General features: G+C 69.7%; 26 protein-coding genes. 15 read left to right on the top strand and 11 right to left on the bottom strand.

All coding sequences use genetic code 11. The features are described 5' to 3' along the window. The first annotated feature begins 22 nt into the window (after positions 1 to 22). On the top strand, positions 23 to 1201 hold the full coding sequence (locus ACGFNK_RS34140; RefSeq protein ID WP_393422156.1) for a methyltransferase: 1179 nt from the start codon (positions 23 to 25) through the stop codon (positions 1199 to 1201). Here the strand turns inward: ACGFNK_RS34140 and ACGFNK_RS34135 are convergent. Continuing rightward, positions 1191 to 1982: a helix-turn-helix domain-containing protein gene (locus ACGFNK_RS34135; protein WP_393422154.1), complete on the bottom strand. Its 792-nt coding sequence runs from the start codon at positions 1980 to 1982 to the stop codon at positions 1191 to 1193. The two genes, ACGFNK_RS34140 and ACGFNK_RS34135, sit on opposite strands and share 11 nt — an antisense overlap. A gap of 70 nt (positions 1983 to 2052) precedes the next feature. Between ACGFNK_RS34135 and ACGFNK_RS34130 the strand changes: the two genes are divergently transcribed. Both ACGFNK_RS34130 and ACGFNK_RS34125 read left to right on the top strand, forming a co-directional pair. Then, entirely contained in the window at positions 2053 to 2874 is an 822-nt protein-coding gene (locus ACGFNK_RS34130; RefSeq protein WP_393422152.1) for a phytanoyl-CoA dioxygenase family protein, read from the top strand. Between the two features lie 2 nt (positions 2875 to 2876). Then, positions 2877 to 3155 carry a hypothetical protein gene (locus tag ACGFNK_RS34125; protein ID WP_393422359.1) on the top strand — a complete coding sequence of 93 codons (279 nt, stop codon included), beginning with the start codon at positions 2877 to 2879 and terminating at the stop codon, positions 3153 to 3155. 10 nt (positions 3156 to 3165) lie between these two features. On the opposite strand, the gene ACGFNK_RS34120 is transcribed toward ACGFNK_RS34125, so the two are convergent. Together ACGFNK_RS34120 and ACGFNK_RS34115 are read right to left on the bottom strand one after the other, a co-directional pair. Further along, complete coding sequence (locus ACGFNK_RS34120; RefSeq protein WP_393422150.1) at positions 3166 to 4020, bottom strand: ketose-bisphosphate aldolase; 855 nt, start codon at positions 4018 to 4020, stop codon at positions 3166 to 3168. 33 nt (positions 4021 to 4053) lie between these two features. Further along, the gene (locus ACGFNK_RS34115) at positions 4054 to 4938 is read right to left on the bottom strand and encodes an SIS domain-containing protein (RefSeq protein ID WP_393422148.1); all 885 of its coding nucleotides are present in this window, start codon (positions 4936 to 4938) and stop codon (positions 4054 to 4056) included. A 216-nt stretch (positions 4939 to 5154) separates the two neighbouring features. Here ACGFNK_RS34115 and ACGFNK_RS34110 point away from each other — a divergent pair, with 216 nt between their 5' ends. The 4 genes from ACGFNK_RS34110 (at position 5155) to ACGFNK_RS34095 (ending at position 9319) form a co-directional block, all read left to right on the top strand. After that, entirely contained in the window at positions 5155 to 5757 is a 603-nt protein-coding gene (locus ACGFNK_RS34110; protein WP_393422146.1) for a TetR/AcrR family transcriptional regulator, read from the top strand. 250 nt (positions 5758 to 6007) lie between these two features. Then, positions 6008 to 7240 (top strand): amino acid deaminase/aldolase, encoded by a 1233-nt coding sequence (locus ACGFNK_RS34105; RefSeq protein ID WP_393422144.1) that lies wholly within the window; start codon positions 6008 to 6010, stop codon positions 7238 to 7240. Between the two features lie 55 nt (positions 7241 to 7295). Next, the gene (locus ACGFNK_RS34100) at positions 7296 to 8645 is read left to right on the top strand and encodes a D-arabinono-1,4-lactone oxidase (RefSeq protein ID WP_393422142.1); all 1350 of its coding nucleotides are present in this window, start codon (positions 7296 to 7298) and stop codon (positions 8643 to 8645) included. 356 nt (positions 8646 to 9001) lie between these two features. Continuing rightward, positions 9002 to 9319, top strand: a complete 318-nt coding sequence (locus tag ACGFNK_RS34095; protein WP_386348559.1) for an antibiotic biosynthesis monooxygenase family protein — start codon at positions 9002 to 9004, stop codon at positions 9317 to 9319. A gap of 60 nt (positions 9320 to 9379) precedes the next feature. Here the strand turns inward: ACGFNK_RS34095 and ACGFNK_RS34090 are convergent, their stop codons facing one another. The 3 genes from ACGFNK_RS34090 to ACGFNK_RS34080 form a co-directional block, all read right to left on the bottom strand. Further along, entirely contained in the window at positions 9380 to 9943 is a 564-nt protein-coding gene (locus tag ACGFNK_RS34090; protein WP_393422358.1) for a hypothetical protein, read from the bottom strand. A 191-nt stretch (positions 9944 to 10134) separates the two neighbouring features. Then, positions 10135 to 11190 (bottom strand): polysaccharide lyase family 1 protein, encoded by a 1056-nt coding sequence (locus tag ACGFNK_RS34085; protein ID WP_393422140.1) that lies wholly within the window; start codon positions 11188 to 11190, stop codon positions 10135 to 10137. Between the two features lie 127 nt (positions 11191 to 11317). Beyond that, positions 11318 to 11815 (bottom strand): expansin EXLX1 family cellulose-binding protein, encoded by a 498-nt coding sequence (locus ACGFNK_RS34080; RefSeq protein ID WP_393422138.1) that lies wholly within the window; start codon positions 11813 to 11815, stop codon positions 11318 to 11320. Between the two features lie 785 nt (positions 11816 to 12600). Here ACGFNK_RS34080 and ACGFNK_RS34075 point away from each other — a divergent pair. Then, positions 12601 to 12732 (top strand): hypothetical protein, encoded by a 132-nt coding sequence (locus tag ACGFNK_RS34075; protein WP_393422136.1) that lies wholly within the window; start codon positions 12601 to 12603, stop codon positions 12730 to 12732. Positions 12733 to 13146: 414 nt separating this feature from the next. On the opposite strand, the gene ACGFNK_RS34070 is transcribed toward ACGFNK_RS34075, so the two are convergent. Both ACGFNK_RS34070 and ACGFNK_RS34065 read right to left on the bottom strand, forming a co-directional pair. Further along, a complete protein-coding gene (locus tag ACGFNK_RS34070; protein WP_393422134.1) occupies positions 13147 to 13425 on the bottom strand; it encodes a hypothetical protein in 279 nt (92 codons plus the stop codon). Next, the gene (locus ACGFNK_RS34065; RefSeq protein ID WP_393422132.1) at positions 13422 to 14195 is read right to left on the bottom strand and encodes a PspA/IM30 family protein; all 774 of its coding nucleotides are present in this window, start codon (positions 14193 to 14195) and stop codon (positions 13422 to 13424) included. The genes ACGFNK_RS34070 and ACGFNK_RS34065 overlap by 4 nt, the downstream gene beginning before the upstream one ends. Before the next feature lie 481 nt (positions 14196 to 14676). Here ACGFNK_RS34065 and ACGFNK_RS34060 point away from each other — a divergent pair, with 481 nt between their 5' ends. From ACGFNK_RS34060 to ACGFNK_RS34030, 7 genes are all read left to right on the top strand, one after another. Further along, entirely contained in the window at positions 14677 to 15273 is a 597-nt protein-coding gene (locus tag ACGFNK_RS34060; RefSeq protein WP_393422130.1) for a hypothetical protein, read from the top strand. Between the two features lies 1 nt (position 15274). Further along, positions 15275 to 15700 (top strand): phage holin family protein, encoded by a 426-nt coding sequence (locus tag ACGFNK_RS34055; protein WP_393422128.1) that lies wholly within the window; start codon positions 15275 to 15277, stop codon positions 15698 to 15700. After that, positions 15676 to 16383: a DUF3618 domain-containing protein gene (locus ACGFNK_RS34050; protein ID WP_393422126.1), complete on the top strand. Its 708-nt coding sequence runs from the start codon at positions 15676 to 15678 to the stop codon at positions 16381 to 16383. Before ACGFNK_RS34055 ends, ACGFNK_RS34050 begins: the two co-directional genes overlap by 25 nt. A gap of 203 nt (positions 16384 to 16586) precedes the next feature. Further along, positions 16587 to 17357: a DUF2382 domain-containing protein gene (locus ACGFNK_RS34045; protein ID WP_393422124.1), complete on the top strand. Its 771-nt coding sequence runs from the start codon at positions 16587 to 16589 to the stop codon at positions 17355 to 17357. Between the two features lie 166 nt (positions 17358 to 17523). Continuing rightward, positions 17524 to 18609, top strand: coding sequence for a YihY/virulence factor BrkB family protein (locus tag ACGFNK_RS34040; RefSeq protein WP_393422122.1), 1086 nt, complete (start codon positions 17524 to 17526; stop codon positions 18607 to 18609). 777 nt (positions 18610 to 19386) lie between these two features. Further along, positions 19387 to 20088 (top strand): ThuA domain-containing protein, encoded by a 702-nt coding sequence (locus ACGFNK_RS34035; RefSeq protein ID WP_393422120.1) that lies wholly within the window; start codon positions 19387 to 19389, stop codon positions 20086 to 20088. After that, on the top strand, positions 20067 to 21179 hold the full coding sequence (locus ACGFNK_RS34030) for a Gfo/Idh/MocA family protein (RefSeq protein ID WP_393422118.1): 1113 nt from the start codon (positions 20067 to 20069) through the stop codon (positions 21177 to 21179). The genes ACGFNK_RS34035 and ACGFNK_RS34030 overlap by 22 nt, the downstream gene beginning before the upstream one ends. A 12-nt stretch (positions 21180 to 21191) precedes the next feature. On the opposite strand, the gene ACGFNK_RS34025 is transcribed toward ACGFNK_RS34030, so the two are convergent. The 3 genes from ACGFNK_RS34025 to ACGFNK_RS34015 form a co-directional block, all read right to left on the bottom strand. After that, positions 21192 to 22670 (bottom strand): glutamate-cysteine ligase family protein, encoded by a 1479-nt coding sequence (locus ACGFNK_RS34025; RefSeq protein WP_393422117.1) that lies wholly within the window; start codon positions 22668 to 22670, stop codon positions 21192 to 21194. A gap of 134 nt (positions 22671 to 22804) precedes the next feature. Continuing rightward, complete coding sequence (locus ACGFNK_RS34020; RefSeq protein ID WP_393422115.1) at positions 22805 to 23764, bottom strand: PDR/VanB family oxidoreductase; 960 nt, start codon at positions 23762 to 23764, stop codon at positions 22805 to 22807. Between the two features lie 58 nt (positions 23765 to 23822). Further along, positions 23823 to 25016, bottom strand: coding sequence for an acetyl-CoA C-acyltransferase (locus tag ACGFNK_RS34015; RefSeq protein WP_393422113.1), 1194 nt, complete (start codon positions 25014 to 25016; stop codon positions 23823 to 23825). Positions 25017 to 25043: the final 27 nt, after the last annotated feature.

Below are 25043 nucleotides of genomic sequence, written 5' to 3'. Positions count from 1 at the left end.
AATCTGTGAGTCTGGGGACACGATGACCGAGCGTATGGCGACACCATGGGGCGAGTACGAACTGGCCCGCTTCCCCGAGGACCCCCGTGACCGGCTGCGCGCCTGGGACGCCTCCGACGCGTATCTGCTGGGGCATCTCGCGGAACTCGCGGAGCGGGGACAGCCGCTGGACGGAACCGTCGTCGTGGTGGGCGACCGCTGGGGCGCTCTCGTCACCGCCCTTCACTCGCTGCGGCCGGGGCAGATCACGGACTCGTTCCTCGCCCAGGAGGCGACTCGCGCGAATCTGGCACGGGGCGGTGTCGACGCGGACTCCGTGCGTCTGTTCACCACCCAGGACGCGCCGCCCGGTCGGATCGACGTGCTTCTGATCCGCGTACCCAAGAGCCTCGCGCTTCTGGAGGACCAGTTGCTGCGTCTGGCGCCCGGAGTGCACGAGGGGACGGTCGTCGTCGGTGCCGGCATGGTCAAGGAGATCCACACCTCGACGCTGAGGCTATTCGAGCGGATCCTCGGCCCGACCAGGACCTCGCTGGCCGAGAAGAAGGCCCGGCTGATCTTCTGCGAGCCGGACCCCGCGCTCACCCGGCCGAAGAACCCCTGGCCGCACACCTACACGCTGCCCGACGGCATCGGTCCCGTCTCCGGCCGCACTGTCGTCAACCACGCGGGCGTCTTCTGCGCCGAGCGTCTCGACATCGGCACACGGTTCTTCCTCCAGCATCTGCCGTACGGGCCCGAAGCCGGGCGCGTGGTGGACCTGGGCTGCGGCAACGGCGTGGTCGGTACGGCGATGGCGCTGGCCGACCCGGAGGCCGAGGTGCTGTTCGTGGACGAGTCGTACCAGGCGGTGGCCTCGGCGGAGGCGACGTATCGGGCAACCTCCGAGGGAACTGTGGACGCGGAGGGAACCGTCGGCAAGGCGGAGTTCCGCGTCGGCGACGGGCTGACCGGCGTTCCGCCGGCGAGCGTCGATCTCGTGCTCACCAATCCGCCCTTCCACTCGCACCAGGCGACGACCGACGCCACGGCCTGGCGGATGTTCACGGGGGCGCGCCGGGCGCTGCGGCCGGGCGGCGAGCTGTGGGTGGTCGGCAATCGGCACCTCGGCTACCACGTGAAGCTGCGCCGTCTCTTCGGCAACAGCCAGGTCGTCGCCAGTGACGCGAAGTTCGTGATCCTGAAGGCCGTCAAGAGATAGGCACGCCCGCGGGGGCGGCCTCGCCGCGCAGGGCACGTGGCGAGGCTCCCAGTTCGCGTCGACACGCCTTGTTGAAGGCCTGCAGGTCGGGGATGCCGACGGACGCGGCGACCGCGGGGATGGAGAGGGTCGAGGCGCGCAGCAGGTGGTGGGCGCGGTCCAGTCTGCGGCGGCGGATGTAGGCGACGACCGTGCCGCCCGTCTGGGTGCGGAAGAGCCGGGTCAGGTGGTTGTGCGAGACCCCCGCTGCGCGGGCGACGGCGGGCACGGTGAGCGGGGCGGCCAGGTTCGCCTCGATGTACGCGATCGCGGCGCTGACGGCCGAGTGCGGCCCGGGACGCTCGGCGGCCGGGGTGAGGTGGGCGATGCGCCACAGGGCCGTCCAGATCTCGGCCCGGGTGCGCTCGGGCGCGCCCGGCACGGAGGCGATCGCCTGGAGCAACAGGCCGGTGAGCATGGGGAGTTCGGGTCCGGCGTCCTGCATCACGGGGACGACGCGCGGGGGGCCGGCGGGTGCGATGCGCAAGTGCGCGTAGAGGTGTTCCGAGCGGCCCTGGTAGCGGAAGCGGACCGTCGTGCCGGGCGGTACGAGGCTGACCCGGCCGGGGCGGATGGCGTGCGGCGTGCCGTCGACGATCAGCTCGGCGTCGTACTGGTACAGGTGCAGCTGCCACAGCTCAGGCAGCCGGAAGACGTCGGTGCGGCTCGCGACGCCGTGGACGCCCACTCCGGCGTTCACCACGACGGGCGGCTCCCCGAGGCGGACCTCCGTTTCCCACATGGTGAAAAACTACCAGTAGTGGTGAGAGGCGCCAACGCGCCGGACGGGGCCCGCTCCCTACGTTGAAGCCATGACGAACACCCAACAGCCCGCGCTCCTCAGCTCGGTGCGGATGGCACACTTCGTGGCCCACGGCTCGCTGCGCCTCGACGCGGCGGTCCCGGCGGAGACGAACGCCGAGGCGATCGAGTTCCTGCGGCGGGGAGTCCCGGGCGTGCCGTTCGGCAGCAAGGTGCCGGACGCCTACCCCGAGGGGTCCTTCCCCCGGCGCCTCCTCGACATCCCGGCCGTGGCGGGGGCACTGCGCAGCCTCGTCGGCCCGGACCCGACCGTCGACCACCATGCCGTCCACATCCGCGAGCCCCACGAGGGACAGGCGCAGCCGCTCCACGGCGACGCGATCATCGACGTCCGCACCGACGCCTTCGACGTCCAGTTGATGTACTACCCGCAGGACGTGACGCTGGACATGGGCGGCACTCTCAGCGTGCCTGGCAGCCACCTGCGGCGTACGAACGAGTCGGACACCGGCCGCTACCAGAACCTGCTCGGCCAGTCACGTCTTGTCTGCCCGGCAGGCACCGTGGTGTTTCTGCACCACGGACTCTGGCACGGCGGACGGCGCAACGACAGCGACGAGGTGCGCTACATGTTCAAGATCCGCTTCAATCCGGCCGTGCGGCAGCGGCGGCTGTGGGACACCTCGGACCTCGGCGACCCGCGCGTCACCGAGGAGCTCTCGACAACCTTCCCCTGGTACGAACCCGCCACCGGTCGCCTGGAGTTGTACAACCGCGTTCTGCTGTGGCGGTCGCTGACCGGCGACGCGTCCTTCGACCTCGAACGCTGGGTGACTCGCGTCTCCAATCGCCCGCAGGAGAGCATCGCATGAGCATTCGTCAGCAAGTTCTGGTCCTCTATCTGGCCACCTCCGCGCTGGACGCGCCGGTCGTGGGCTGGTCGGTTTACGACGGCACCGGCCGTACGTCACCCACGACCGGTGACAGTGACGAACCCCCGTACAAGTCGGGCGTGCACGCTCTGGAGGACGGCTGGCGGCTGTTCCAGGCGGCCCAGTTGATCCCGCCCTATCCGGGGAGCGAGTACGACGTGTCGTTCCTCAAGCACGAGTTCTTCTTCGAGAAGCTCATCGACACCTCGGGCGGTGCGTAGCACCTGGATGTCATTCGATTCGCAGCACGCGGATGATCCGGACCACCGCCTCGGCCATCGCCTCGCGGGCCACCGTGAGGTACTTGCGCGAGTCGACCGCCTCGGGGTGGGCGGTGAGGAACTCCCTGATCGCGCTGGTCATCGCGAGGTTCAAGGCCGTTCCGACGTTGACCTTGGTGATGCCGCCCGAAACGGCCGCCGTCAGCTCGGTGTCCGGGAGGCCGGAGGAGCCGTGCAGGACGAGCGGTGCGTCGAGGGCTGCGGTGAGGCGTTTGAGGAGGTCGTGGTCGAGGGCGGCGGTGCGGGTGGTCATGGCGTGGACGCTGCCGATCGCCACAGCGAGGGCGTCCACGCCGGATTCGGCGACGAAGGCGCGTGCCTCGGCGGGGTCCGTCCGGGCGGCGGGGGCGTGGGCGTCCAGCGGTGGCCGGCCGTTCTTGCCGCCGACCTCTCCCAACTCGGCCTCGATCCACAGCCCTTGGTCATGCGCCCACTGGACGGCGCTCCGCGTGGCGGTGAGGTTCTCGGCGTACGGCAGCCGCGAGGCGTCGTACATCACGGAGCTGAATCCGGCGTCGGGTGCCTGTCGCAGCAGGCCGTCACTGTGTACGTGGTCCAGGTGCAACGCGACGGGTACGGAGGCCTGTTCGGCCGCCGCGGTCGCGGCGCGGGCCAGCGGGAGCAGCCGCCCGCAGCGGAACTTCACGGCGTTCTCGCTGACTTGGAGGATGACGGGGGCGGCCACGGATTCGGCACCGGCGATGACAGCTTCGATGTGCTCCAGCGTGATGATGTTGAACGCGGCGACAGCGGTGCGTTCCGTGGCCGCCCGGGTGACCAGCTCACCGGTTGCTGCGAGGGGCACGGGCCTCTCCTTTCGGCGTGACGGGTTCGCCGGTCAGGGCGTGGTGAGGATGACCGAGCGGGTGAGGTGGCGCGGCCGGTCGGGGTCGAGGCCGCGGGCCGCGGCGACGGCCACGGCGAGTCGCTGGGCGCGGACGAGTTCGGCGAGCGGGTCGAGGCCGCCCTCGACCCACAACCCGCCCGTCGCCCGTACCTGTTCGGCCAGACCGTCCGGCGCGTCACCGAGCATCCAGGTTGCGGTTCCGGCGGAGGTGATGCTGATCGGGCCGTGCCGGTACTCCATCGCCGGATAGGCCTCGGCCCAGGCCAGCGAGGCCTCGCGCATCTTGAGCCCGGCCTCGTTCGCGAGCCCCACGCTCCAGCCGCGGCCCAGGAACGTGAACTGCACGCAGTCGACCAGCCCGTCGGGCAGCGGCACTGCCAGTGCGGTGCGGGCATCGGCGACGACAGCCTCGGTGTGCAGGCCGAGGTGGGCCCGCAGCAGCGTGAGCGCGGTGGTGGCGAACCGGGTCTGCACCACGGACCGTTCGTCGGCGAAGTCGAGCACGATCACGTCATCCACCGCCTCCATCACGGGAGTTCGCGGATCCGCGGTGATCGCGACGGTGCGCGTACGCCCCTTCAGCCGGCCGAGGAGTCCGAGCACCTCGGTGGTGGTGCCGGAGCGGGTGAGGGCGAGGACGCGGTCGTACGTCCGCCCGTACGAGAACTCGGAAGCGGCGAAGGCGTCCGTCTCGCCCTGGCCCGCCTGCTCGCGCAGCGCGGCGGCAGCCTGCGCCATGAACCACGAGGTACCGCATCCCACGATCGCGACCCGCTCCCCCGCGGCGGGCAGTACGGCCGTGTGCCGCGAGGCCTGTTCGACGGCCCGGATCCAGCACTCGGGCTGGCTGTTCAGCTCGTTCTCGACATGGCTCATGCCTGCTCTCCCCGGATGGCCGACTGGATGGCTGACATGGCTCCATCGTCGCGCACCGCTCGGGGATGGGCTGGCTGAGTGTTCCTGCGAGAGAGACCGCGGTCGACCGCCTGCTGTGCGAGCGCGCCGGCGCCACATGTTGGTCGAGCGTCCAAGACATCGCGATAGCATGCTCGTACGTACCCACTCTTGAAGGCCTGAAGGAGCGGCGGCCGAATGGCTCGCATGGCAGCGAAGGACCGACGGGAAGAGCTGATCGCCGCAGCGATCCGCGTCATGGTCCGCGACGGCGTCACCAAGGCCACGACCCGCGCCATCGTGGGCGAGGCGGACATGCCGCTCGGCGTCTTCCACTACTGCTTCAACTCGCGCGAAGAGCTTCTGCAAGAAGTCATCACCCGGCTCACGGACAGCAGTGTCACCAAGGCCAGGGACGTGTTCGCGGCGGAGGGCGACGACCTCGGCACGCGCGTCACCAAGACCCTGTTCACCTTCTGGGAGGGCGTGGAACTCAGCCCGGGAGAGCACCAGGTGGGGTACGAACTCACCCACTACGCCCTGCGCCAGGCCGGATTCGAGAAACTGGCCCGCCGGCAGTACGACCACTACCTGGAAGTCCATCAGGAGTTCCTCGTGAAAGCCGCCGAGAGCGCGGGGATCCGGTGGACCGTACCCCTTCCCGTCCTGGCCCGCTACCTCAACGCGGTGCTGGACGGCGTGACCTTGTGCTGGCTGGCGGACCGCAACAGCGAGCACAGCCGCGAGGTGCTTCGTCTGGCGGGCGAGCACCTGATGACCCTCGTCGGCGAGGACGACTGACACTCCCCTGCTCATACCGCGCCGCGGAGGCGGTGAGCTTCGTCATGCCCGCCGCCGCGTCTCTCCACCCCGCCCTCCCTCGCCTCGCCCTCTCTCGCCTCGCCCTCTCTCGCCTCCCTCGTTTCCGACCCGGAAACGTTGACTTCGGTTCGCTGGAATGAGACGGTCACCCGTACGGGTCAATCGTCCTGTACGAGTGACCAACTAAGCCCGGGCGACGTAAGCCCCGCGCCAGCAGGGAGCCTCTGGAATGCAGCAGACGGCATCGGCCGCCTCCGCCCTCGTCCCTCTGAACGAGGTCCGGATGGCCCAACTCGACCGGGCCACCGAGCACTTGGATCCGCCGTTCGCCGTGGTGGACCTGGACGCCTTCGACGCCAACGCCGCCGATCTGGCACGCCGGACCGGCTCACGCGCCACCATCCGGCTGGCCAGCAAGTCGGTCCGCAGCCGCCACCTGATCCGGCGTGCGCTCGACCGGGAGGGCTACCGCGGCATTCTCGCGTTCACGCTGCCCGAAGCCCTGTGGCTGGCCCGGGAGCACGAAGACGTGGTCATCGGCTATCCGACCACGGACCGCACCGCGTTGCGGCAACTGGCGAAGGACGAGCGCGCGGCCTCACGTATCACGCTCATGGTCGACTCCGTCGGCCAACTCGACTTCATGGACGCCGTGTTGGGCGAAAGCCGACCTGACCTCCGCGTCTGCATCGACCTGGACGCCTCGCTGGAACTGGCCGGTGGACGCCTCCACCTGGGCCCGCACCGCTCCCCCGTGCACACTCCGGGCCAGGCCGCGGAACTCGCCAGGACGATCGTCGCGCGGCCCGGGTTCCACCTTGCCGGGGTCATGTCATACGAGGGTCAGATCGCCGGACTCGGCGACAACCAGCCGGGGTCCCCCCTCAAGCGGGCCGCGCTCCGCGCCATGCAGCGCTTCTCGGCCCGGGAGCTGGCCGAGCGGCGCGCCGCGGCCATCGCAGCCGTCGAGGCCGTGCAGCCACTGGAGTTCGTCAACGGCGGCGGCACCGGCTCCATCGAGCAGACCGCGTCCGAGCACGTGATCACCGAGGTCGGTGCGGGATCAGGTCTCTACGGGCCCGGACTGTTCGACTTCTACCGGCACTTCCGCCCGCGGCCCGCCGCCTTCTTCGTCATGTCGGTCGTACGCCGCCCCTCCGACCGGATCGCGACCGTCCTCGGCGGCGGCTGGGTCGCTTCCGGCCCGCACGGCAAGGACCGTCTGCCCACCCTGAGTTGGCCCCGGGGCCTGCGGATGAACCCCCTGGAGGGGGCGGGCGAGGTCCAGACACCGGTGCTCGGCAGGGCGGCGCATGGACTGCGGCTCGGTGACCATGTGTGGTTCCGGCATGCCAAGGCGGGCGAGTTGTGCGAGCGCGTGAACACGCTCCATCTGGTGGCGGGCGGGCAGATCGTCGACCAGGTCCCGACATACCGCGGCGAGGGACACGCCTTCCTCTGACCCACCAACTCACCCATTTTCGTAGCCAGTTATGCCGCTAGCAGGAAGGAAGGTCGTGGAGACAACCCGCTACCGCACGTCCCGGGAGGCGTCCGAGCACAGGAGCGTGTGGCGGAACTGGGACGGGAACGTCACCGCCCGCCCGGCACGCGATGTCGCTCCCGCCTCGGTCGAGGAACTCCGCGCCGTCGTACGCCAGGCAGCCGAGGACGGCCTGACGGTGAAGCCCGTGGGCAGCGGCCACTCCTTCACCCCGGCCGCCGCGACCGACGGCGTCCTGATACGGCCCGACCGCCTCACCGGTATCCGCGCCATCGACCGCGAGGCCGGAACCGTGACCGTGGAGGCGGGCACGCGGCTCAAGACACTGAACCTGGCCCTGGCCCGGGAAGGCCTGTCGCTCACGAACATGGGCGACATCATGGAGCAGACCGTCTCGGGCGCGATCAGTACGGGCACCCACGGCACGGGCCGTGAGTCGGCTTCGATCGCAGCACAGGTCCGCGGCCTCGAACTGGTCACGGCGGACGGCTCCTTGCTCACCTGCTCGGACAAGGGGACCGACGAAGAACGCGCAGTTTTCGCGGCGGCCCGCATCGGACTCGGTGCCCTGGGAGTCGTCACCGCGATCACCTTCGCCGTGGAACCGCTCTTCCTCCTCACGGCACGCGAAGAACCGATGACCTTCGACCAGGTCACCGCCACCTTCGACGAACTCCACACGGAGAACGAGCACTTCGAGTTCTACTGGTTCCCGCACACCGGGAACTGCAACACCAAGCGCAACAACCGAAGCGCGGGTCCGCTCGCCCCGGTGGGGCGGTTGAGCAGCTGGTTCGAGGACGAGTTCCTCTCCAACGGCCTGTTCCAGGTGGCCAGTTCGCTGGGCCGTACCGTGCCCGCGACCATCCCGGCGATCGCGAAGATCTCCAGCCGGGCCCTGTCTGCCCGTACGTACACGGACATTCCCTACAAGGTGTTCACTTCGCCGCGCCGGGTGCGCTTCACGGAGATGGAGTACGCAGTCCCGCGCGAGGCCCTGGTGGAGACCCTGCGCGAACTGAAGACCATGGTCGACCGCTCGGACCTACGGATCAGCTTCCCGGTGGAGGTCCGCACGGCGCCCGCCGACGACATCACGCTCTCCACGGCGTCTGCCCGCGAGAGCGCCTACATCGCCATCCACGTGTACCGGGGCACGCCGTACCACCAGTACTTCTCTGCCGCGGAACGCATCTTCACCGCCCACGACGGCCGCCCGCACTGGGGCAAGCTGCATACGCGGGACGCCGACGACTTCGCCAAGGCGTACCCGCGCTTCGCCGAGTTCACCGCCCTGCGCGACCGCCTTGATCCCGACCGGCGCTTCGGCAACGCATACCTGCGCCGGGTGCTGGGCGACTGAACGTTGAATCCTCCCCTCCCTGATGGGAGGGGATCCCTGGCTCAGGCCGCCTCCTGGAGCAGCGCTCCAGGAGGTCTTCTATATGTACGACGCCAGCACAAACGCCCCCCGATCCCACGACCACCACCCCGACCAGCGATCATGGGCACGCGTGTTCGCGTCACCCTCGGCGATGCCGACTGCGGTACGGGCGCTCCGCGCCCGGAACCGGATGCGGCGACCCTCGGCGCCGCGCCACCCGGATGCGATTCATCCCCGGCGCGAACGCCGGAGCCTCCTCGCAAGAAACAGGTGACACGGGTCGACGGGGCGGGGTCGCCCGCCACCGCTGACGTTCTGTGCGGCAGGATGAACCCATGAGCATCGTCAAGATCAACGTCCTCACCGTGCCGGCCGAGCAGCGCGAGACGCTGGAGAAGCGCTTCGCCTCGCGAGCCGGACTCGTCGAGAGTGCCGACGGCTTCGAGTGGTTCGAACTCCTCCGCCCGGTCGACGGCACGGACGACTACCTCGTCTACACCCGGTGGCGCGACGAGGAGTCGTTCCAGGCCTGGATGGAGGGTTCGATGAAGGAAGCACACCAGGGCGGGAGCGACCGGCCCAAGCCGGCTGCCAGCGGTTCGACCGTGTGGACCATGGAGGTCCTGCAGCAGGCGGAACCGAAGTCCGGCTGACCGTTTCTTCCGCCGACGCGCTTGGGAGCAGAGGCCGCTCCCAAGCACCGGCCCTTCGGGTCACATACCGTCGCGGACCATGGCGGCGACGATCTGGACGTGACGATCGGCCGCCGTGTTCGAGAACTCGTTCTCGTAGTTCAGGCCGTACGGCCAGAAGTGGCCACCGCCGGTGGACAGTTTGGCGCCCGAACCGTCGAACTGCCTGACCAGGGCCATGGCCTGCGCACCGGTCCAGGTGCCGCTGCCGCCGAGGCGGGACCAGCCCGAGCTCGTCCCCACGCCGATGGTGTGGGCGATCTCGTGCAGAGCGGTCCGCTCGGTCATGTACGCGCGATTGCCGAAGCGGATGGTTCCGTTGATGTTGCCGTCGGCGGTGGGAACGCCCGGGTCGTAGCGGACGGTGATGTTCTTACCGAGGTCGCTGAGGTTGTTGTACCGGGCCACCGCCGAGTTCATCGCCCTCGTGATGAGGTCGTACGCCGCCAGCTGGTCCTGCGTCGGATTGCTCGCCCGCTCGAGGCTCCAGGTGATGCTGGCCGCCGCCACCCGTTCCCGCGCTGCCGGTGCGGCCTGCGGAGCAGCTTGCGGGGTGGCCTGCGCAACGCCGGGCCCGGCCAGCATGGCGGCTGCCAGCGCGGCCACGGCCACCGTGTTACGCCAGGGTATGGATGCGCGCTCGGTGGGCACCGGCGTCCGTCTGCGGCTCATGGAAGGGTCCTCCTGTGGGGGTGGGCCGTTGTGGGGATGACGGCAGGTCAGTCCGGTCCGTCTGTCTTGCTGCTGCGGAATGCCGTATGCCGGGCTCGTGACGCTCAGCCACCGGTCTTTCCGACGCCCGCCCCGGCCCGGACGAGAGAGGGAACGTCGGCAGCCGGGTCCAGCGTGTACGAGTAGTAGGTGCGCGGCTCTGTCACGGTTCCGTTGGTCTCGCATGTGCCGGACCCGGTGAAGACGTTGCCCCGCTGTACCAGTCGACCCGGCCCCGACTCGTCGTACCCGCTCGCCGAATAGCAGGGGTACTCAACGCCTTCTAAGTGGTTGCCCTCGACCAGCACCCCCGCGTTCATCGTCGACGCGACGCCGTACAGGGCGTTTCCCTTGTAGTAGTTGTTGTAGACGTGCACCGGTTCGCCGAACCGTACGCGCGGGTGACGCTGCCGCGAGCCGTCGAAGAAGTTGTGGTGGATGGACACCTTCAACTTGCCGGTGTCCTGGCCGCTGTTGCTGTCGGAGTGGCCGAGCAGCATGCTCTTGTCGGTCTTGTTGAACCAGTTCCACGACACGGTGACGTACTCGGAGCCGCGGACGATGTCGATCGCCCCGTCGACGGCCCCGACGAACTCGTTGTGGTCGATCCAGATGTGGTGCGACTCCTGGCCGACGTTGACGGCGTCGTCCTCGGCGCCTGTGAACTTGATGTTCCGCACGATGACGTTGTACGAGCGATAGAAGTCCAGGCCACCGCCGTTGATGACGGCCGAGGAACCGACTCCGACGATGGTCTTGTTCGGGCGCACGCCCTGCTTGCTGGTGATGTCGATGGTGTCCTGGACCTGGATGACCAACGGCCCGGTCATGTCGATGTACTCCAGGAACTGCTCGGTGCTGGTGGCGGTGACGGTCGGGCCGCCGGCTCCGCCGGTGGTGCCGTTCTGGCCGAGCGCGTTGACCGCGGCGAAGCCGGTGGGCGACGTCTCGGCCCGTGGCGTCGATGTCTGCGCGGTGGCACTGCCGCTGCCTGCGGGCACCATCGTCGCGCCGAGCAACAGGGCGAGCGCGAGAGCGGGAACGCCGCGTGAGGTGCGTAACGGACGCTTCCTTGCGGACGTCTTCGGGAACGACGCCGTCTTGCGGTTCCTCGAGTGCATGTCGGCACTCTCCCGTCAGGAGATGCACCCCGCGCGTCGGATGCGCGGAGGCGTGAATGCAGAGGCACGAGCAGGGAGAAAGCGCTTTCCAAGATTTCCTGAATGCTAATCAGATGTTTTGGGCATGTCAACGGATCGGCCCGGACCCCGCTACAGGCACGGGGCCGCCGGCGAGGTCAGTGCTTGGCGAACTGGCCCGGATCGGCTGCACGACTTCCGGCCGGATCGCTGTCCCGTTGACCATGAGTTGCTCTCCGTAGATGTCGGTGAGCCTGAGCGCGCCGCCGCACCCGGTGCCGTTGTCGGAGATGAAGTAGTTGAATTCGGTACGCGGCAGTCGGGTCCAGCCGCTGCTGGTGCGGACCTCGAGCCGGGCCACCGGATTGCGGTGGCCGATGACCTGGACGCCGCACCAGTATTGAGTGGACCCGGTCTTGTACCGGATCGAGAGCGTGTCGGCGGCGCTGGGGCTGAGCAGCTTCCAGGTGATCGGGATCTGGCCGCGCGTGAGGTCGGCTAGTTCGGCGAAGGCCTGTGCGCTGAGGTCGATTTGGCCGGGTACACACGCCCCTGGGCATTCGTTGGTGATGCGGACGGTGATCGAGGTCCCGTTGGCGGCGCGCACGAGTACGTACGCGCCGTACGCCTTTGGCCGTCTCGTAGTCGGTGGTGTTCATCGCCGCGGTCATGACGTCATCGCTCGCGTCGTACAGGCAGGCGCCCGTGCCGTCCGTGTCGTAGAAGGTGGCGACGCCTCGGTAGGTGGCGCCGGGGCGTATGCGTCCCGCCAACGGCGCGGTACCGGACGGCGGTTGGGGGGTGTCCGCGGCCGGGGGCTTCGTCGGCTTGGTGGTCGCACGGGGGGACTAGTTCGGCGGGGTGCGTTTGGCCGACGGCTTCGGCGAGGCGGAGCTGGCGCGGGGAATCTGGTCAGCCGCCATCCGGGGCACGCCCAAACACCCCGCATCAGCAGCGTGGCCACTACCGCAGCCAGGGCCGCCACGACCGCTGCGGCGGCGCCGGAAACCCACAACCGTCCCGCCGAACCCGGCGACGCTGCGGGCGCGGACGGACGCTCCGGGTATCCGGCCGGACCATAGGACGGATAGTCCCCGTACGGGGCGGGACCAGACACAAGATCACCTAACTGGGAGACGTGTCGCTCAACGTCACTGCGGATGCCTCGCCCCAGCCCCCGTGTGAAGCCGACCCCGGACGTCACGGCTGCAGGTCGCGGCTCACCGGCACTGCGGCAGACAGGCACCAGTTGACGCAACACAACGGCGGTCAGCCCCGTGGTGCTGCCAGATGCGAGGTCCCTGACCGGATGACAATCTGGCCAGAAGGACCAAAAGCGATGCGGGAGGTGCGGTCATGGGTGCTGAAGGGATGAGGCAGCGGGCCAAAGACATGGCTGACAAGTTGCGCCAGATGAGCCAGGGCGGGCAGAGCAGCAAGTCGCGGCACAAGGGCCAAGGGCGCAGTAAGCGCGTCGAGGAGCAGATGAGGAAGCTCCAGGAACGGCGGCACCGGCATCGGTGACCGGTAGTCCGGCTGGGGGTGCCGACCCGAACCTGTTGGGTCCGCGCCCTCCCGGGTGGTTCTCCTGCGCGAGCTCGTGTCGTCGCCGTGCGCCGCCGGTAGTCGGCTCGGGCTCGTGGACGAAGTATGGGGTTCCTCCGCGGCGACATGACGGACAGGTTCCGTTCGATCGAGCCGATCAGGGACCACTCGCGGGGCGACTTGGCAGTAATCCGGGCCCATTGCGAACCGCGATCGGCCGTAATCGCGTACTGAACCGTGCAGGGACACCCGCGAACGCATCGGCCGTCACCACGGCCGCCGACGCGAGGTCGTCTTCAACGCCACAGCCCGGACGTCGCCCAGCGCATTACGCGACCACCCGCGGGCGGCGCAAGGATCTCGCCGTACCGAAACCCAATCGAGCAGGCGTGTTCACCCCGGGATAAGGCCCTCGTCCGACAGCAGCGCTTGTACGTCGGTCAGGCTGGCGTCCTGCTCGGGGAGTACCAGGTCGGACGGAGTGATCGCCTCGTCGGGCAGCGGTGTGCCCAGGCGGCGCACGGTGTCCAGGAGGGCGTTCAGCGCGGTGTGGAAGGCTGCCTCGTCCTCGGCGTCAGCCGCGGACTGCAGGGCCGAGTCGGGCTTGTTGAGTTCGTCGAGGTGAGCATCGGTGACGTCGTACTGGCCCTCGCCGAGAATCCGGATGATCATGGTGCCTCCTGTCCGGATGGACGGTTGAGGCTGCCGCCTTCCACGGCCGCCGGTTGGGCTGCGGATGCCGGGAGTTGGGCCTTCATCCGGGCCAGTTCCTGCTCAATTTCGGTGCCGGAGCTGAGGGCCTCCAACTCGGCCTGGATATCGTCGCGGCCGGCAGGAAGGGTGGCGTCGGCCAGGACCCCGGAGTCGATCAGCTCGTCCAGGGCGCCGGCGCGTGCCTGCATCTGCTCGGTCTTGTCGTTGGCGCGTTGCATGGCCAGACCAACATCGCCCAGTTCTTCACTGATGCCGGTGACGGCCTCGGTGATGCGGGTCTGGGCCTCTGCCGCGGTGTAGGTGGCCTTCATGGTCTCCTTGCGGGTACGGAAGGCGTCCACTTTGGCCTGCAGGCGCTGCGAGGCCACGGTGAGCTTGTCTTCGTCGGCCTGCAACGCCGCCTGCTGGCTCTGCAGATCGGTGAGCTGGGAAGCCGCCGCGCTGCGCCGGGTCAGTGCCTCGCGCGCGAGGTCCTCGCGGCCTGCGGCCAGTGCCTGCTGCGCCTGGGTCTGCAGCTTCCCGGCGTACTGCTGCAGCTGTACGACCTGAAGATCCACCCGCTTGCGGCTGGTGGCCACATCAGCCACCCCGCGCCGCACCTTGCGCAGCAGCTCCTGTTGCTGGGCGTAGGAGTAGTCGAGTACTTCACGGGGATCCTCAGCCCGGTCCAGAGCCCGGTTCGCCTTGCTCCGGAACAACAGGGTGACGCGGTCGGCGATGCTGCTCACAGCCCCGCCCCCTCTCCCTCGGACGAGAGGCGTACACCTTCAGGCTCCGCCCGGCGGCGCGCTGCCGCAAACCGTTCCCGACTGCGGCGATCCGGGCCGCGGGCCCGGGCGGTGTCCCTGCCTTTGAAGCAGCCTGCACCGGCGGGCAAGGAGGCCGGGCTGCACGTCGTCGGCCACCAGAGCCGAGACCTGCGCAGGAGCCCAGCACGCCGAGGTTGTGGCGGGTGAGGCAAGGCGGAGGGTGCCGACCGGATGACTGGATCACTTTTATTCCCTTTTGCGGCTGTTTTTACTGTTTCGTCGATCAGGTGAGGGTTAGTCGACGAGGGGGAGAGGGCCGCACATGCCAGGGGCAGGCGGCTTCAGTCGTGGCGCCAGCGGGGCGGAGCGCGGTGGGGGCGTGAATGATGCCGCGGACCGTCAGGGTTCTTGACCGAGATCCATGGGCGGTGTCCCCGGGAGAAGAGGAGATGGAGGACTTATGAGTGACATGGCGAATGCGAGTGGCAGGCGTGCTCAGCAGGCCGGGCAGACAGCGAAGCAGGAGGCGTCGGCCACGGCCGACCGGGCCAGGCAGGCGGCAGGCGAGGTCGCAGGTACGGTCACCGAGCAGGCGAAGGCCGTAACCGGTGAGGCCCGGGAACAGGCCGGCGCGGCAGCTCGTGAGCTGCGGGGGCGGGTTACCGAACAGGCCGAGAGCCAGACCCAGCGCGGGGCGGAGGTGCTGCGGCAGTGGGCGGACGACCTGTCCGGCCTTGCGGACGAGGCAGACGGCGAATCCCCCGCGAAGACCCTGGTGGCGCAGGTGGCCGACCGCGGTCACCGTGCCGCCGACTACCTGGACAAGCAGGGCGCGGAAGGCCTGGTCCAGGACCTGCAGGACTTCGCCCGACGCCGGCCGGGCGCCTTCCTTGGCGCAGCGGCCCTGGCCGGTTTGGTCGTCGGGCGGCTTGCCAAGGCCGGCAGCAAGACCGACGGCTCCCGTCCACGCCCGTCGGCGCTGCCCCCGTCACAGGGTGAGCAGAGCCTGCCCGCGGCGAGCGTGCCAGCGGAGCTGCCGGGCCGCGGGGGGGTTTGAGATGTCGTCGGTTTCGCCGCAGTCCCCGCAGCCAGGGGGCAATGTCGGCCAGGACAGCTCGGTGGGCGAGCTGCTGTCGACGGTGACGTCAGACGTGCAGCACCTCTTCCGGCAGGAGGTGAAGCTGGCCAAGGCCGAGGTCCAGGAGGAGGCCACCAGGGCCGGCAAGGCCGCCGGGATGTACGGCGGCGCCGGCTTCGCCGGCTACATGGTGGCCGTTTTCCTGACACTCGCGGCGATGTTCGCCCTGGCCAACGTCATGGACCTGGGCTGGGCCGCGCTGATCGTCACTGCGGTGTGGGCGGTGATCGGTGCCGTTCTGTACCGCAGGGGACGTGAGCGGATGCGGACCGTATCGGCGAAGCCGGAACAGACCATGGAGACACTGAAGGAGGACGCGCAATGGGCACGGCACCCGACCAGGTAAGGGCCGATATCGACAGAACCCGGGAACGACTGTCCGAGGACGTCTCCCGGCTGGCGGACCGCGCCCGGCCGCGCCAGATGGCACGGCGTCGCGCCCGGCGGGTCCGCGGCGCGCTGTCCGGGGTGAGGGAGCGGGTGATGGGCACCGCTTCCGAGGTGACCGGTCAGGCAACCGACCGGACACGGCAGGCCGCCCAGTCGCTTCAGGAGACCACAGGGCAGGCCACGGACACGGCACGCCAGGGGGCCGGTGAGGTCACCGACACCGCCCGTCAGGCCGCCCAGCAGGCAGGTGAAGCCGTACGGCAGGCCCCTGAGCAAGTGGTGCGACAGACCCAGGGAAATCCGCTGGCGGCCGGTCTGATCGCCTTCGGCACCGGCCTGCTGACCGCATCCCTCCTTCCCACCTCCGAGGCCGAGCAGCAGGCCGCGACCCAGATCGCCGACCGGGCCGGCGAGGCGGTCGAACCGGTCAAGCAGGCCGCGGTGGAGTCGTCCCAGCAGCTCAAGCAGGACGCGGCCCAGGCCGGCCGACAGGCGGCAGAGGAGGTCAAGGACACCGCCGCCGAGGCCGCCCACAGCGCGGCGGAACAGGCCAAGGACCAAGCCGGGCAGGTCACCGACAAGGCCCGCCAGTCCGCCCGGACTACAGCCGACGAAACACGCAAGCAGTCCGGACCGTAGAACGCCGCTGCACGGACAGACGCCACATGCCGTCCGTGCAGCGTGCACACCCCAACGGCGAGCACCCCCGACGGCGGAAACCTTGTCAATCACCGGAGATGATCGGCGCCTACGGGGGCGCATACGGCGGCGTCGGCCGATGAGCGAGCCGGTACGCGAGTCGTGGGGGGAGGCAGATCGGTCATGACCGAAGGAGAACTCAGATGATCACCCGAGAGCAGATACCCGCCGTGCTGGATCACCCGGTTTACGACACGAGCGGCAGCAAGATCGGCGACGCCAGGCACGTCTTCTTCGACGACGTCACTGGCGAGCCCGAATGGGTCAGCGTGAAGACCGGCCTGTTCGGCACCAGTGAGTCGTTCGTTCCCATCCACGACGCCAGCCTGGTCGAGGACCACCTCGAGGTGCCGTACGCCAAGAACCAGGTCAAGGACGCACCCAACGTCGATGTCGATGCCGGCGGGCACCTGTCTGAGCAGGAGGAGCACCGCCTGTACGAGTACTACGGCATCGACTGGGACGCCGCCTGGCAGCAGGCCGCCCAGCCCACGGCGGACACGGCGCAGTCGCGCACAGCCGATGAGGCGATGACGCGCTCCGAGGAGGAGATGCACGTCGGCACCGAACGCCGTGAGGCCGGGCGCGTGCGGCTGCGCAAGTACGTCGTCACCGAGGAGCAGCAGCAGACGATCCCGGTGCGCCACGAGGAGGTCCGGGTCGAACGCGAGCCGATCACGGACGCGAACGTCGACGCGGCCCTGTCCGGCCCGGAAATCTCTGAGGCTGAGCACGAGGTGATCCTCCACGAGGAGAAGCCGGTGGTCGAGACCAGGGTCGAGCCCAAGGAGCGCGTCCGTCTGACCACCGATGAGGTCACCGAGGAGGAAACCGTCACAGGAGAGGTCCGCAAGGAGCGCATCGAGGCAGAGGGGGAGACAGACGAAAGCGGCAAGCGGCGCCCCCGCCGCTGATCCATTCCCCGGGCGCCCGGACAGGGACAGGGACGGATCTCACCGGGCGCCCCCGCGACCAGCGGACCAACTGCTTTTATTGCCGGTGCGCGTTCTGTTGCACACAGTTGCTGCCACTTGAGTGCGGCGCACGGCCGTGTACTCGCGGGTAAGGAGCGGTCAGCTCATGAGGCTGCGACACAGACGTGACGATGCTCGCCATGCCCGCGGTCCGGAGAACGGCGAGCAGCAGCGACGCGGCGCCGAGGCGTACGGCCGCGAGGACGAGCCGGAAAGGTTCGGTCCGGCTGCGGAGGTGGAGCGCAAAGCACCCAAGGCTCTGACCAGGATGCCGAAGAAGTCGTGGTGGGCGGTGCTGCGCGGGACCTTCAAGGAGTTCAAGGACGACGAGCTCATCGACCGGGCGGCATCCCTGACCTACTACGGCATCCTTTCGATGTTCCCGGCCCTGCTGGTGCTCGTCTCGCTGCTGGGAATCACCGGACAGTCGACGACGAGGCAAGTGCTGGACAACGTGCAGCAGTTGACCCCGGGCGCTGCCCGCGATGTGATCCGCAACGCGGTGCAGCAACTGGAAGGCCGCGGCGGCATCGGCTCAGTCATGGCCATCGTCGGCCTGGCCCTGGCGGTGTGGTCGGCATCCGGCTACGTGGCGGCGTTCATCCGCACCTCCAACGCCGTCTACGACATGCCCGAGGGCCGCCCCGTGTGGAAGGTGATGCCGCTACGGCTCGCCCTCACCGTCGTGCTGATGATCCTGGCGGTGGTCAGCGCGCTGATCGTGGTCTTCACCGGCTCCCTGGCCCGGCAGGCGGGCAAGGTCCTGGGGGTCGGGGACGCGGCCCTCACGGTGTGGTCGATCGCGAAGTGGCCGGTGCTGGTGTTCCTGGTCTCCCTCATGATCGCGATCCTGTACTGGGCCAGCCCGAATGCGCAGGTGCGCGGCTTCAGATGGATCACGCCCGGCAGCTTCCTGGCGCTGGTGATCTGGATGATCGCCTCTGCGGGCTTCGCGGTCTACGTGGCCAACTTCGCCTCCTACAACAAGACCTACGGCACCTTCGCCGGTGTGATCATCTTCCTGGTATGGCTGTGGATCACCAACCTCGCCATCCTGCTCGGCCTGGAGTTCGACGCCGAGACCTCACGCCAGCGCGCCGTCGCCGGCGGGCACCCACCGCACAAGGAGCCGTACGTCCACCCCCGCGACACCAGAAAGTGGGACGAGGACGACCGCCGCCGCCTTGAATGAACTGCGGCGTGTGCTCGCGGTGGCAGCCGCACCGGCCGGGAAGCTGAAGTCATGAGAGTGCTGGCAGGGCTTGAAGAGGGCGACCGGCGCCTGACCGCCCGCATGGCGTCGTGGAACTCGCAGGTCGTGCGCCGGGTGCTGCCCGCGGTCGGGGAGACAGCCGAGCACGCAAGGCTATGGTGGGCGCGGCCGTGCTGATGTCCGTCGCCGGGGGCCGGTGTGGCCGCAAGGCCGCGGTGGCGGGACTGACGAGCATGGCCGTGGCGCAGCTGGTCTCCAACATGGTGGCCAAGCCCCTCAAGGAGCGTCCCCGGCCGCCGAAGGAGTGGACTCCGCATGACGACGTCCACGACCGTCCCGAGTGCCGGCGCTGTCATCGGCCTCGCGGCTGCGGCCCTCGTACGCGCGCCGCGCCTGCTGCTGCGCCGTTAGCCGCTAGCAGCTGATCCCCCCTCTGGGAGCCTCCGTCAGCAGGGGTTGGGCGGCGTGTACTGGACGGGAAGGACGCGGACGACCGAGTGTGGGCGGACATCTGTTCGCGCAACGAGCGATGTGCCAGGGCAAAGTGCGGCGGAAGCGGCAGGTGCCCACTGCACCGTGCGGGTCGGTACAGGACGCAGAGCGGTCACTCGCTCTGCGTGATCGGGCTTGGACCCTCCCGGCCCGTCCAGCCCGTCCGGTTTGCGAAACTTTCGCGATGTCCGGCGCCCCTTTCGGGGGCGCGGGCGGCTGACGCATAGTGATGGCGCTGTTCTACGGGCCCCATGAAGGGACAAGATGACGCCGAAGAAAGCGCTGGTGGTCAGAGGCGGTTGGGAGGGGCATCAACCGATCGAGGCCACGAAGCTGTTTCTGCCCTTCCTCCAGAGCAACGGATACACGGTCCGGGTCGAGGAGTCGACCGACGTCTACGCCGACACCGCTGAGATGGCCAACACCGATCTCGTTCTGCAGTGCATCACGATGTCGGAGATCGCCCCCGAGCAGCTCGCGGGGCTGAGTGCGGCGGTCGTGGCGGGCACCGGCTTCACCGGCTGGCACGGCGGCATCGCCGACTCGTTCCGCGCCTCCTCCGACTATCTCCACCTGGTGGGAGGCCAGTTCGCGACCCACCCGGGCAAGGAGCCGTGCGAGCGGCGGGGTGACGCGGAGGACAACTACCTGCCGCACACCATCAACATCACCGAGCCCGGCCGCGATCACCCCATCACCGCGGGCATCGAGGACTTTGAACTGCACACCGAGCAGTACTGGGTGCTCCACGACGACCTGATCGATGTCCTGGCCACCACCACCCATCCCACCCGGCCGTGGCAGCCCTGGCACCGGCCGTCCTGCTCGCCTGCGGTCTGGACCCGCCGGTGGGGCGCCGGGCGCATCGTGGTGACGACACCGGGGCACAGCCTCGACGTGCTCGAGAACCCCAACGTCCGCACCATCATCGAAAGGGGCATGCTGTGGGCGACGCGCACCGCATAGGCGTCGTAGGTCTCGGGGTCATCTCCCGCGCGTACCTGGACACGCTCATCGGCCATCCCGCCGTACGCGTCACCGCGGTCGCCGACCTCGACGCCTCCCGGTCGGCCGCGGTCGCCGCCGAACTGCCCGGCGTCGAGGCGCCGACCGTCGAGGAGTTGCTGAGCAGCCCGGACGTGGACACGGTGCTGAACCTCACCGTTCCCGCGGCCCATGCCCAGATCGCCCTCGGCGCCATCGACCACGGCAAGAACGTCTACGGAGAGAAGCCGCTGGCCGCGACCCTCCCCGCCGCCCACGCCGTCATGAAGGCCGCCGCGAAGGCGGGCGTCGGTGTGGGGTGCGCTCCGGACACCGTCCTGGGCACCGGAATCCAGACGGCACGGGCGGCCGTGGCGGCGGGAAGCATCGGACGCCCTCTGTTCGCCTCGGCCGTCATGGTCACCCCGGGACACGAACGCTGGCACCCCCACCCCGACTTCTACTACACCGCCGGGGGCGGCCCCCTGCTGGACATGGGCCCGTACTACCTGGCCTCGCTCGTCCACCTGCTGGGTCCGGTGCGTGCCGTGGTCGGGGCGGCCGGCCGGCTCCGCGCCGAGCGCGTCATCGGTTCCGGCCCGCGCGCGGGCGAGCGGATACCGGTCGAGGTGGACAGTCATGTCTCCGGTGTGCTCGAGCACGTGGGCGGGACCCTGACGACGATCACCACGAGCTTCGACGGCGTGGCCACCACGGCCGCGCCGATCGAGGTCCACGGCGAGACGGGGACCCTCACGGTTCCGGATCCGAACGGTTTCGACGGCGAGGTGCGGCTCTGCGAACTCGGCGACACGCGGTGGCGCACGCTTGAGACGTCGGCGGGCTATGTCGGCGGCGCACGGGGCGTCGGACTGCTCGACTTCATCGCCGCCGACGGGCGGCGGGCGCCTCGCGCGAACGGCGATCTCGCCCTGCACGTGCTGGAGACGATGAGTGCCCTCCTGCGCTCGTCGGCCGAGGGGCGACGGATCGAGCTGACGACGTCGGCAGAGCCGCCCGTTCCCGTTCCGCTGACGGCTGCCGAGGAGTGGAGAGGAAACGCCGCCTGGTGAAGCCGGCGGGCGTCAGTCCACGGGCCACGTGTGCGCGGGCGCGTTCATGTGCATGTAGTCCATGTACGTCGTGGTCATCCGCCTGAGCGCCTCCGATCGGTCGGAGGTGTCGGCCTTCTCGAGGTGGTGGACCATCTCTGCCTGCCACAGGGCGCCGTTGCGGGCGGTGACGCAGCGCTGCTCGATGATCCCCAGCAGGGGTTCGCGCCACGCCGCGTCCATGCCGGTCAGTTCGAGGCCCCGGTGGGCCAGGGGCAGCAGGCGCCGCAACACCAGTTCCGTGACGGGTACTTCGCCCGCGCCGGGCCAGTAGAGGCGGGCGTCGATGCCGTCGCGGGCCGCGGTGTGCAGATTCTCCTCGGCGACCGCGAAGGACATCCGCGTCCACACCGGCCGGTCCTCGTCGACCAGGGCACGGGTCAGGCCGTAGTAGAAGGCGCCGTTGGCGATGATGTCGGCAACGGTGGGGCCGGCGGGCAGGACACGGTTCTCGATGCGCAGATGTGGCCGGCCGTCGGTGACGGCGTAGACGGGGCGGTTCCACCGATAGATCGTGCCGTTGTGCAGCGTCAGTTCCCCCAGTTGCGGAACGCTGCCGTGGTCGAGCGCCTGCTGCGGGTCCTCGTCGTCGCACAGGGGCAGCAGCGCCGGGTAGTAACGCACGTTCTCCTCGAAGAGGTCGAAGACGCTGGTGATCCACCGCTCTCCGAACCACACCCGGGGTCTTACGCCCTGGGCCTTGATCTCCTCGGGGCGGGTGTCGGTGGCCTGCTCGAACAGGGGGATGCGCGTCTCGCGCCACAGCTCCCTGCCGAACAGGAACGGCGAGTTCGCCGCCAGGGCGGTCTGCACGCCCGCGATGGCCTGGGCCGCGTTCCAGTAGGCCGCGAACTCCTTCGGATCGACCTGCAGGTGGAACTGGGTGCTGGTGCAGGCGGCCTCGGGGGTGATGGCGTCGGCGTACATCGACAGGCGTTCCACGCCGTCCACCCTGATCCGCAGGTCCTCACCCCGTGCCGCGAAGATCTGCTCGTTGAGCAGCCGGTACCGGGGATCACCGGACAGGGCGGCCTCGCCCACGTCCGTCTCGCCCAGGGTCGGCAGAATGCCGATCATGATCAGATGTGCGCCCACGGCCGAGGCGCGTTCCTCGGCGTGGTTGAGCGCGTCACGGATCTCCTGCTCCCAGTCGCCGGGGCCGCCGGCGGTCAGCTGCCGGGGCGGGATGTTGATCTCCAGGTTGAAGCGGCCCAGCTCGCTCGCCCAGGCGGGGTCGGCGATCGCCTGGAGAACGTCGGTGTTCCGCATCACCGGCAGCCCGTCGGCATCCACCAGATTGAGCTCGATCTCCAGCCCGACCTGGGGGCGCTCGCTCTCGAAAGCCGACTCGCGCAACATCTGCGCCAGCACATCGAGGCAGGTGTGCATCTTGTCCCGGTACCGACGGCGGTCTTCCCGCGTGAACACCAGGGCCGGCACGTCACGTCCCATCGTGGCCCTCCCGAGTCCCCTCGGCGGATACCTCTCGTGCCCCCCAGCCTCGCACTTCGGGCGGAATCCGGACAGTCAGCGCACAGTCGCGGTCCCGCAGTACCGAGTGAGCAGGCGGTGCCGTGTCGGGCCGGTCACAGGTCGAGGACGAGGCGAGGCCCGCATGAGCGCGAGACGCAGATGAGCATGATGTCGCCGGCGGCCCGCTCGTCCTCATCGAGCAGGGAGTCCCGGTGGTCGGGCGTGCCGTCGAGTACGTCGGTCTCGCAGGTGCCGCAGGTCCCTTCGCGGCAGGAGAAGTCCACGTCGACGCCTGCCGCCTCCAGGGACTCGAGCACCGAGCGGTCGGGCGGCACGGTGAGCGTGAGCCCGGCGCGGGCGAGCACCACCTCGAAGGCCGCGGCGGGGCGGGCTTCGGCTGCCTGCACCGGGGCGAACCGCTCGACGCCCAAGGTGCCGGCCGGCCAGTCGGCGCACTGCTCCTGCGCCGCACGCAGCAGGGGTTCGGGGCCGCAGGCGTGCACCAGGGTGCCCTCCTCGGGTGAGCCGAGGAAGGCCCCGAGGTCCAGCAGGCCGTACTCGTCCTGTGGCCGGACGAGCACACGGTCCCCGCTGGGCGTGAGTCGGTCCAGGAAAGCCATGGAGGTGCGGGTGCGGCCGCCGTAGAGCAGACGCCAGTCGGCTCCGGCAGCCTCGGCGGCCTCGACCATCGGCAGGATCGGTGTGATGCCGACGCCGCCGGCGATGAACAGATGGCGTGGGGCCGGCCGCAGCGGGAAGTTGTTCCGCGGCCCGCGGACGCGCACGGCGGTGCCTTCCGGCAGGTGGTCGTGGACGTACGCGGAGCCGCCGCGGCCCTTCGGCTCACGCAGCACGGCGATGCGCCACGCGTCCGGTTCGGCCGGGTCCCCGCACAGCGAGTACTGGCGGATCAGGCCGCCGTCCAGGAGCAGATCGATGTGCGCTCCCGGTGTCCAGGACGGGAGCGGCCCGCCGTCCGGGCGGCGCAGGGTGAGGGAGACGACGCCGTCGGCGACGTGGGTACGGGTCGCCACGACGAGGGTCTCCTCGTCCAGGGGCAGCTGCTCGGTCATGGTGGGTCAACCTGGTCTCGTACGGATGTGGGGATGGACGCGGGTGGGAGGTGCGGGGTCAGGCTCGCGGTGGTACGTGCAGCAGCAGCGCGTCGCCCTGGCCGCCGCCCCCGCACAGGGCCGCCGCTCCGGTACCGCCTCCGCGCCGCCCGAGTTCTGTCGCGAGGGTCAGCACCAGACGGGTCCCGGTCATGCCGACCGGGTGTCCCAGGGCGATCGCGCCGCCGTTGACGTTCACCTGCTCCAGCGGGATGTCCAGCTCCCGTACGGAGGCCAGGGCCACACCGGCGAACGCCTCGTTGATCTCGAACAGGTCCAGGTCGGCGGTCTTGAGCCGGCCGTCCCGGGACAGGGCGTCGCGGATCGCGCCGGCCGGCTGGACGAGCAGGGAGGGGTCGGGGCCCGCGACGGTGCCGTAGGCGCCGATCTCCGCGAGCGGGGTCAGGCCCTCCCGGCGGGCGCGTTCGGCGCTCATCACGACGACGGCCGCGGCGCCGTCGGAGAGCTGTGAGGAGTTGCCCGCGGTGACGGTGCCCCCGGCGGAGAACGCGGGTCGCAGGCGCCCCAGGCTCTCCGCGGTGCTCCCCGGCCTTATCCCCTCGTCGGCCGCCACCACCGTCTCCTCGCCCCGGCGCCCGGCCACCGTGACCGGGGCGATCTCCTCGGCCAACGTGCCGGACTCCCGGGCGCGCAGGGCGAGTTGGTGCGATCGTGCGCTGTACTCGTCCTGCTCCTCACGGGTGAAGCCGAACGGCTGCTGGTACCGCTCGGTGGCCGCACCCATGGAGACCCCGTCGAAGGCGCAGACGAGGGCATCCCGGTCGAGGGCGTCCTCGACCGCGGCCGGGCCGTACTTCCAGCCGGTACGGGATCCGCGCAGCAGGTGCGGGGCCCCCGACATGGACTCCATCCCGCCCGCGACGACCACCTCGTGGCGGCCGGAGGCGATCATGAGGTCGGCCAGGGCGATGGCGTGCAGACCGGACAGGCAGAGCTTGTTGACGGTGCTCGCCGGGACGGCGAACGGAATGCCCGCGCTGACGGCGGCCTGCCGTGCCGGATTGGGACCGGCCCCGGCCTGGACGACATGGCCCATGACGACGGCTTCCACCGCGGCCGGGTCCAGGTGTATGGCGGCCAGGGCCGCGCTGATGGCGTGTGCGCCGAGGTCGGCGGCGGACAGGGGGCTCAGGGCGCCCATCAGCTTGCCGATGGGTGTTCTGGCGCCGGCGACTATGACGGATCCGGGCACGGCCGGGACCTCCAGGTGTGATGCGGA

Origin of the sequence: Streptomyces sp. NPDC048825 (assembly GCF_043198355.1) — a bacterium.
Lineage (GTDB): Bacteria > Actinomycetota > Actinomycetes > Streptomycetales > Streptomycetaceae > Streptomyces > Streptomyces xiangluensis.
The sequence above is the reverse complement of the archived record's forward strand: the minus strand, read 5'-3'. Positions and strand labels throughout refer to the sequence as shown.

Coding starts and splice junctions, on each gene's coding strand:
- ACGFNK_RS34020 (WP_393422115.1), bottom strand. CDS start 23,764: ATGACCGAGCAGCTGCCCCTGGACGAGGAGACCCTCGTCGTGGCGACC.
- ACGFNK_RS34105 (WP_393422144.1), top strand. CDS start 6,008: ATGCAGCAGACGGCATCGGCCGCCTCCGCCCTCGTCCCTCTGAACGAG.
- ACGFNK_RS34070 (WP_393422134.1), bottom strand. CDS start 13,425: ATGATCATCCGGATTCTCGGCGAGGGCCAGTACGACGTCACCGATGCT.
- ACGFNK_RS34135 (WP_393422154.1), bottom strand. CDS start 1,982: ATGTGGGAAACGGAGGTCCGCCTCGGGGAGCCGCCCGTCGTGGTGAAC.
- ACGFNK_RS34090 (WP_393422358.1), bottom strand. CDS start 9,943: ATGCTGGCCGGGCCCGGCGTTGCGCAGGCCACCCCGCAAGCTGCTCCG.
- ACGFNK_RS34035 (WP_393422120.1), top strand. CDS start 19,387: ATGACGCCGAAGAAAGCGCTGGTGGTCAGAGGCGGTTGGGAGGGGCAT.
- ACGFNK_RS34140 (WP_393422156.1), top strand. CDS start 23: ATGACCGAGCGTATGGCGACACCATGGGGCGAGTACGAACTGGCCCGC.
- ACGFNK_RS34040 (WP_393422122.1), top strand. CDS start 17,524: ATGAGGCTGCGACACAGACGTGACGATGCTCGCCATGCCCGCGGTCCG.
- ACGFNK_RS34110 (WP_393422146.1), top strand. CDS start 5,155: ATGGCTCGCATGGCAGCGAAGGACCGACGGGAAGAGCTGATCGCCGCA.
- ACGFNK_RS34095 (WP_386348559.1), top strand. CDS start 9,002: ATGAGCATCGTCAAGATCAACGTCCTCACCGTGCCGGCCGAGCAGCGC.
- ACGFNK_RS34045 (WP_393422124.1), top strand. CDS start 16,587: ATGATCACCCGAGAGCAGATACCCGCCGTGCTGGATCACCCGGTTTAC.
- ACGFNK_RS34025 (WP_393422117.1), bottom strand. CDS start 22,670: ATGGGACGTGACGTGCCGGCCCTGGTGTTCACGCGGGAAGACCGCCGT.
- ACGFNK_RS34075 (WP_393422136.1), top strand. CDS start 12,601: ATGGCTGACAAGTTGCGCCAGATGAGCCAGGGCGGGCAGAGCAGCAAG.
- ACGFNK_RS34130 (WP_393422152.1), top strand. CDS start 2,053: ATGACGAACACCCAACAGCCCGCGCTCCTCAGCTCGGTGCGGATGGCA.
- ACGFNK_RS34115 (WP_393422148.1), bottom strand. CDS start 4,938: ATGAGCCATGTCGAGAACGAGCTGAACAGCCAGCCCGAGTGCTGGATC.
- ACGFNK_RS34055 (WP_393422128.1), top strand. CDS start 15,275: ATGTCGTCGGTTTCGCCGCAGTCCCCGCAGCCAGGGGGCAATGTCGGC.
- ACGFNK_RS34050 (WP_393422126.1), top strand. CDS start 15,676: ATGGGCACGGCACCCGACCAGGTAAGGGCCGATATCGACAGAACCCGG.
- ACGFNK_RS34060 (WP_393422130.1), top strand. CDS start 14,677: ATGAGTGACATGGCGAATGCGAGTGGCAGGCGTGCTCAGCAGGCCGGG.
- ACGFNK_RS34085 (WP_393422140.1), bottom strand. CDS start 11,190: ATGCACTCGAGGAACCGCAAGACGGCGTCGTTCCCGAAGACGTCCGCA.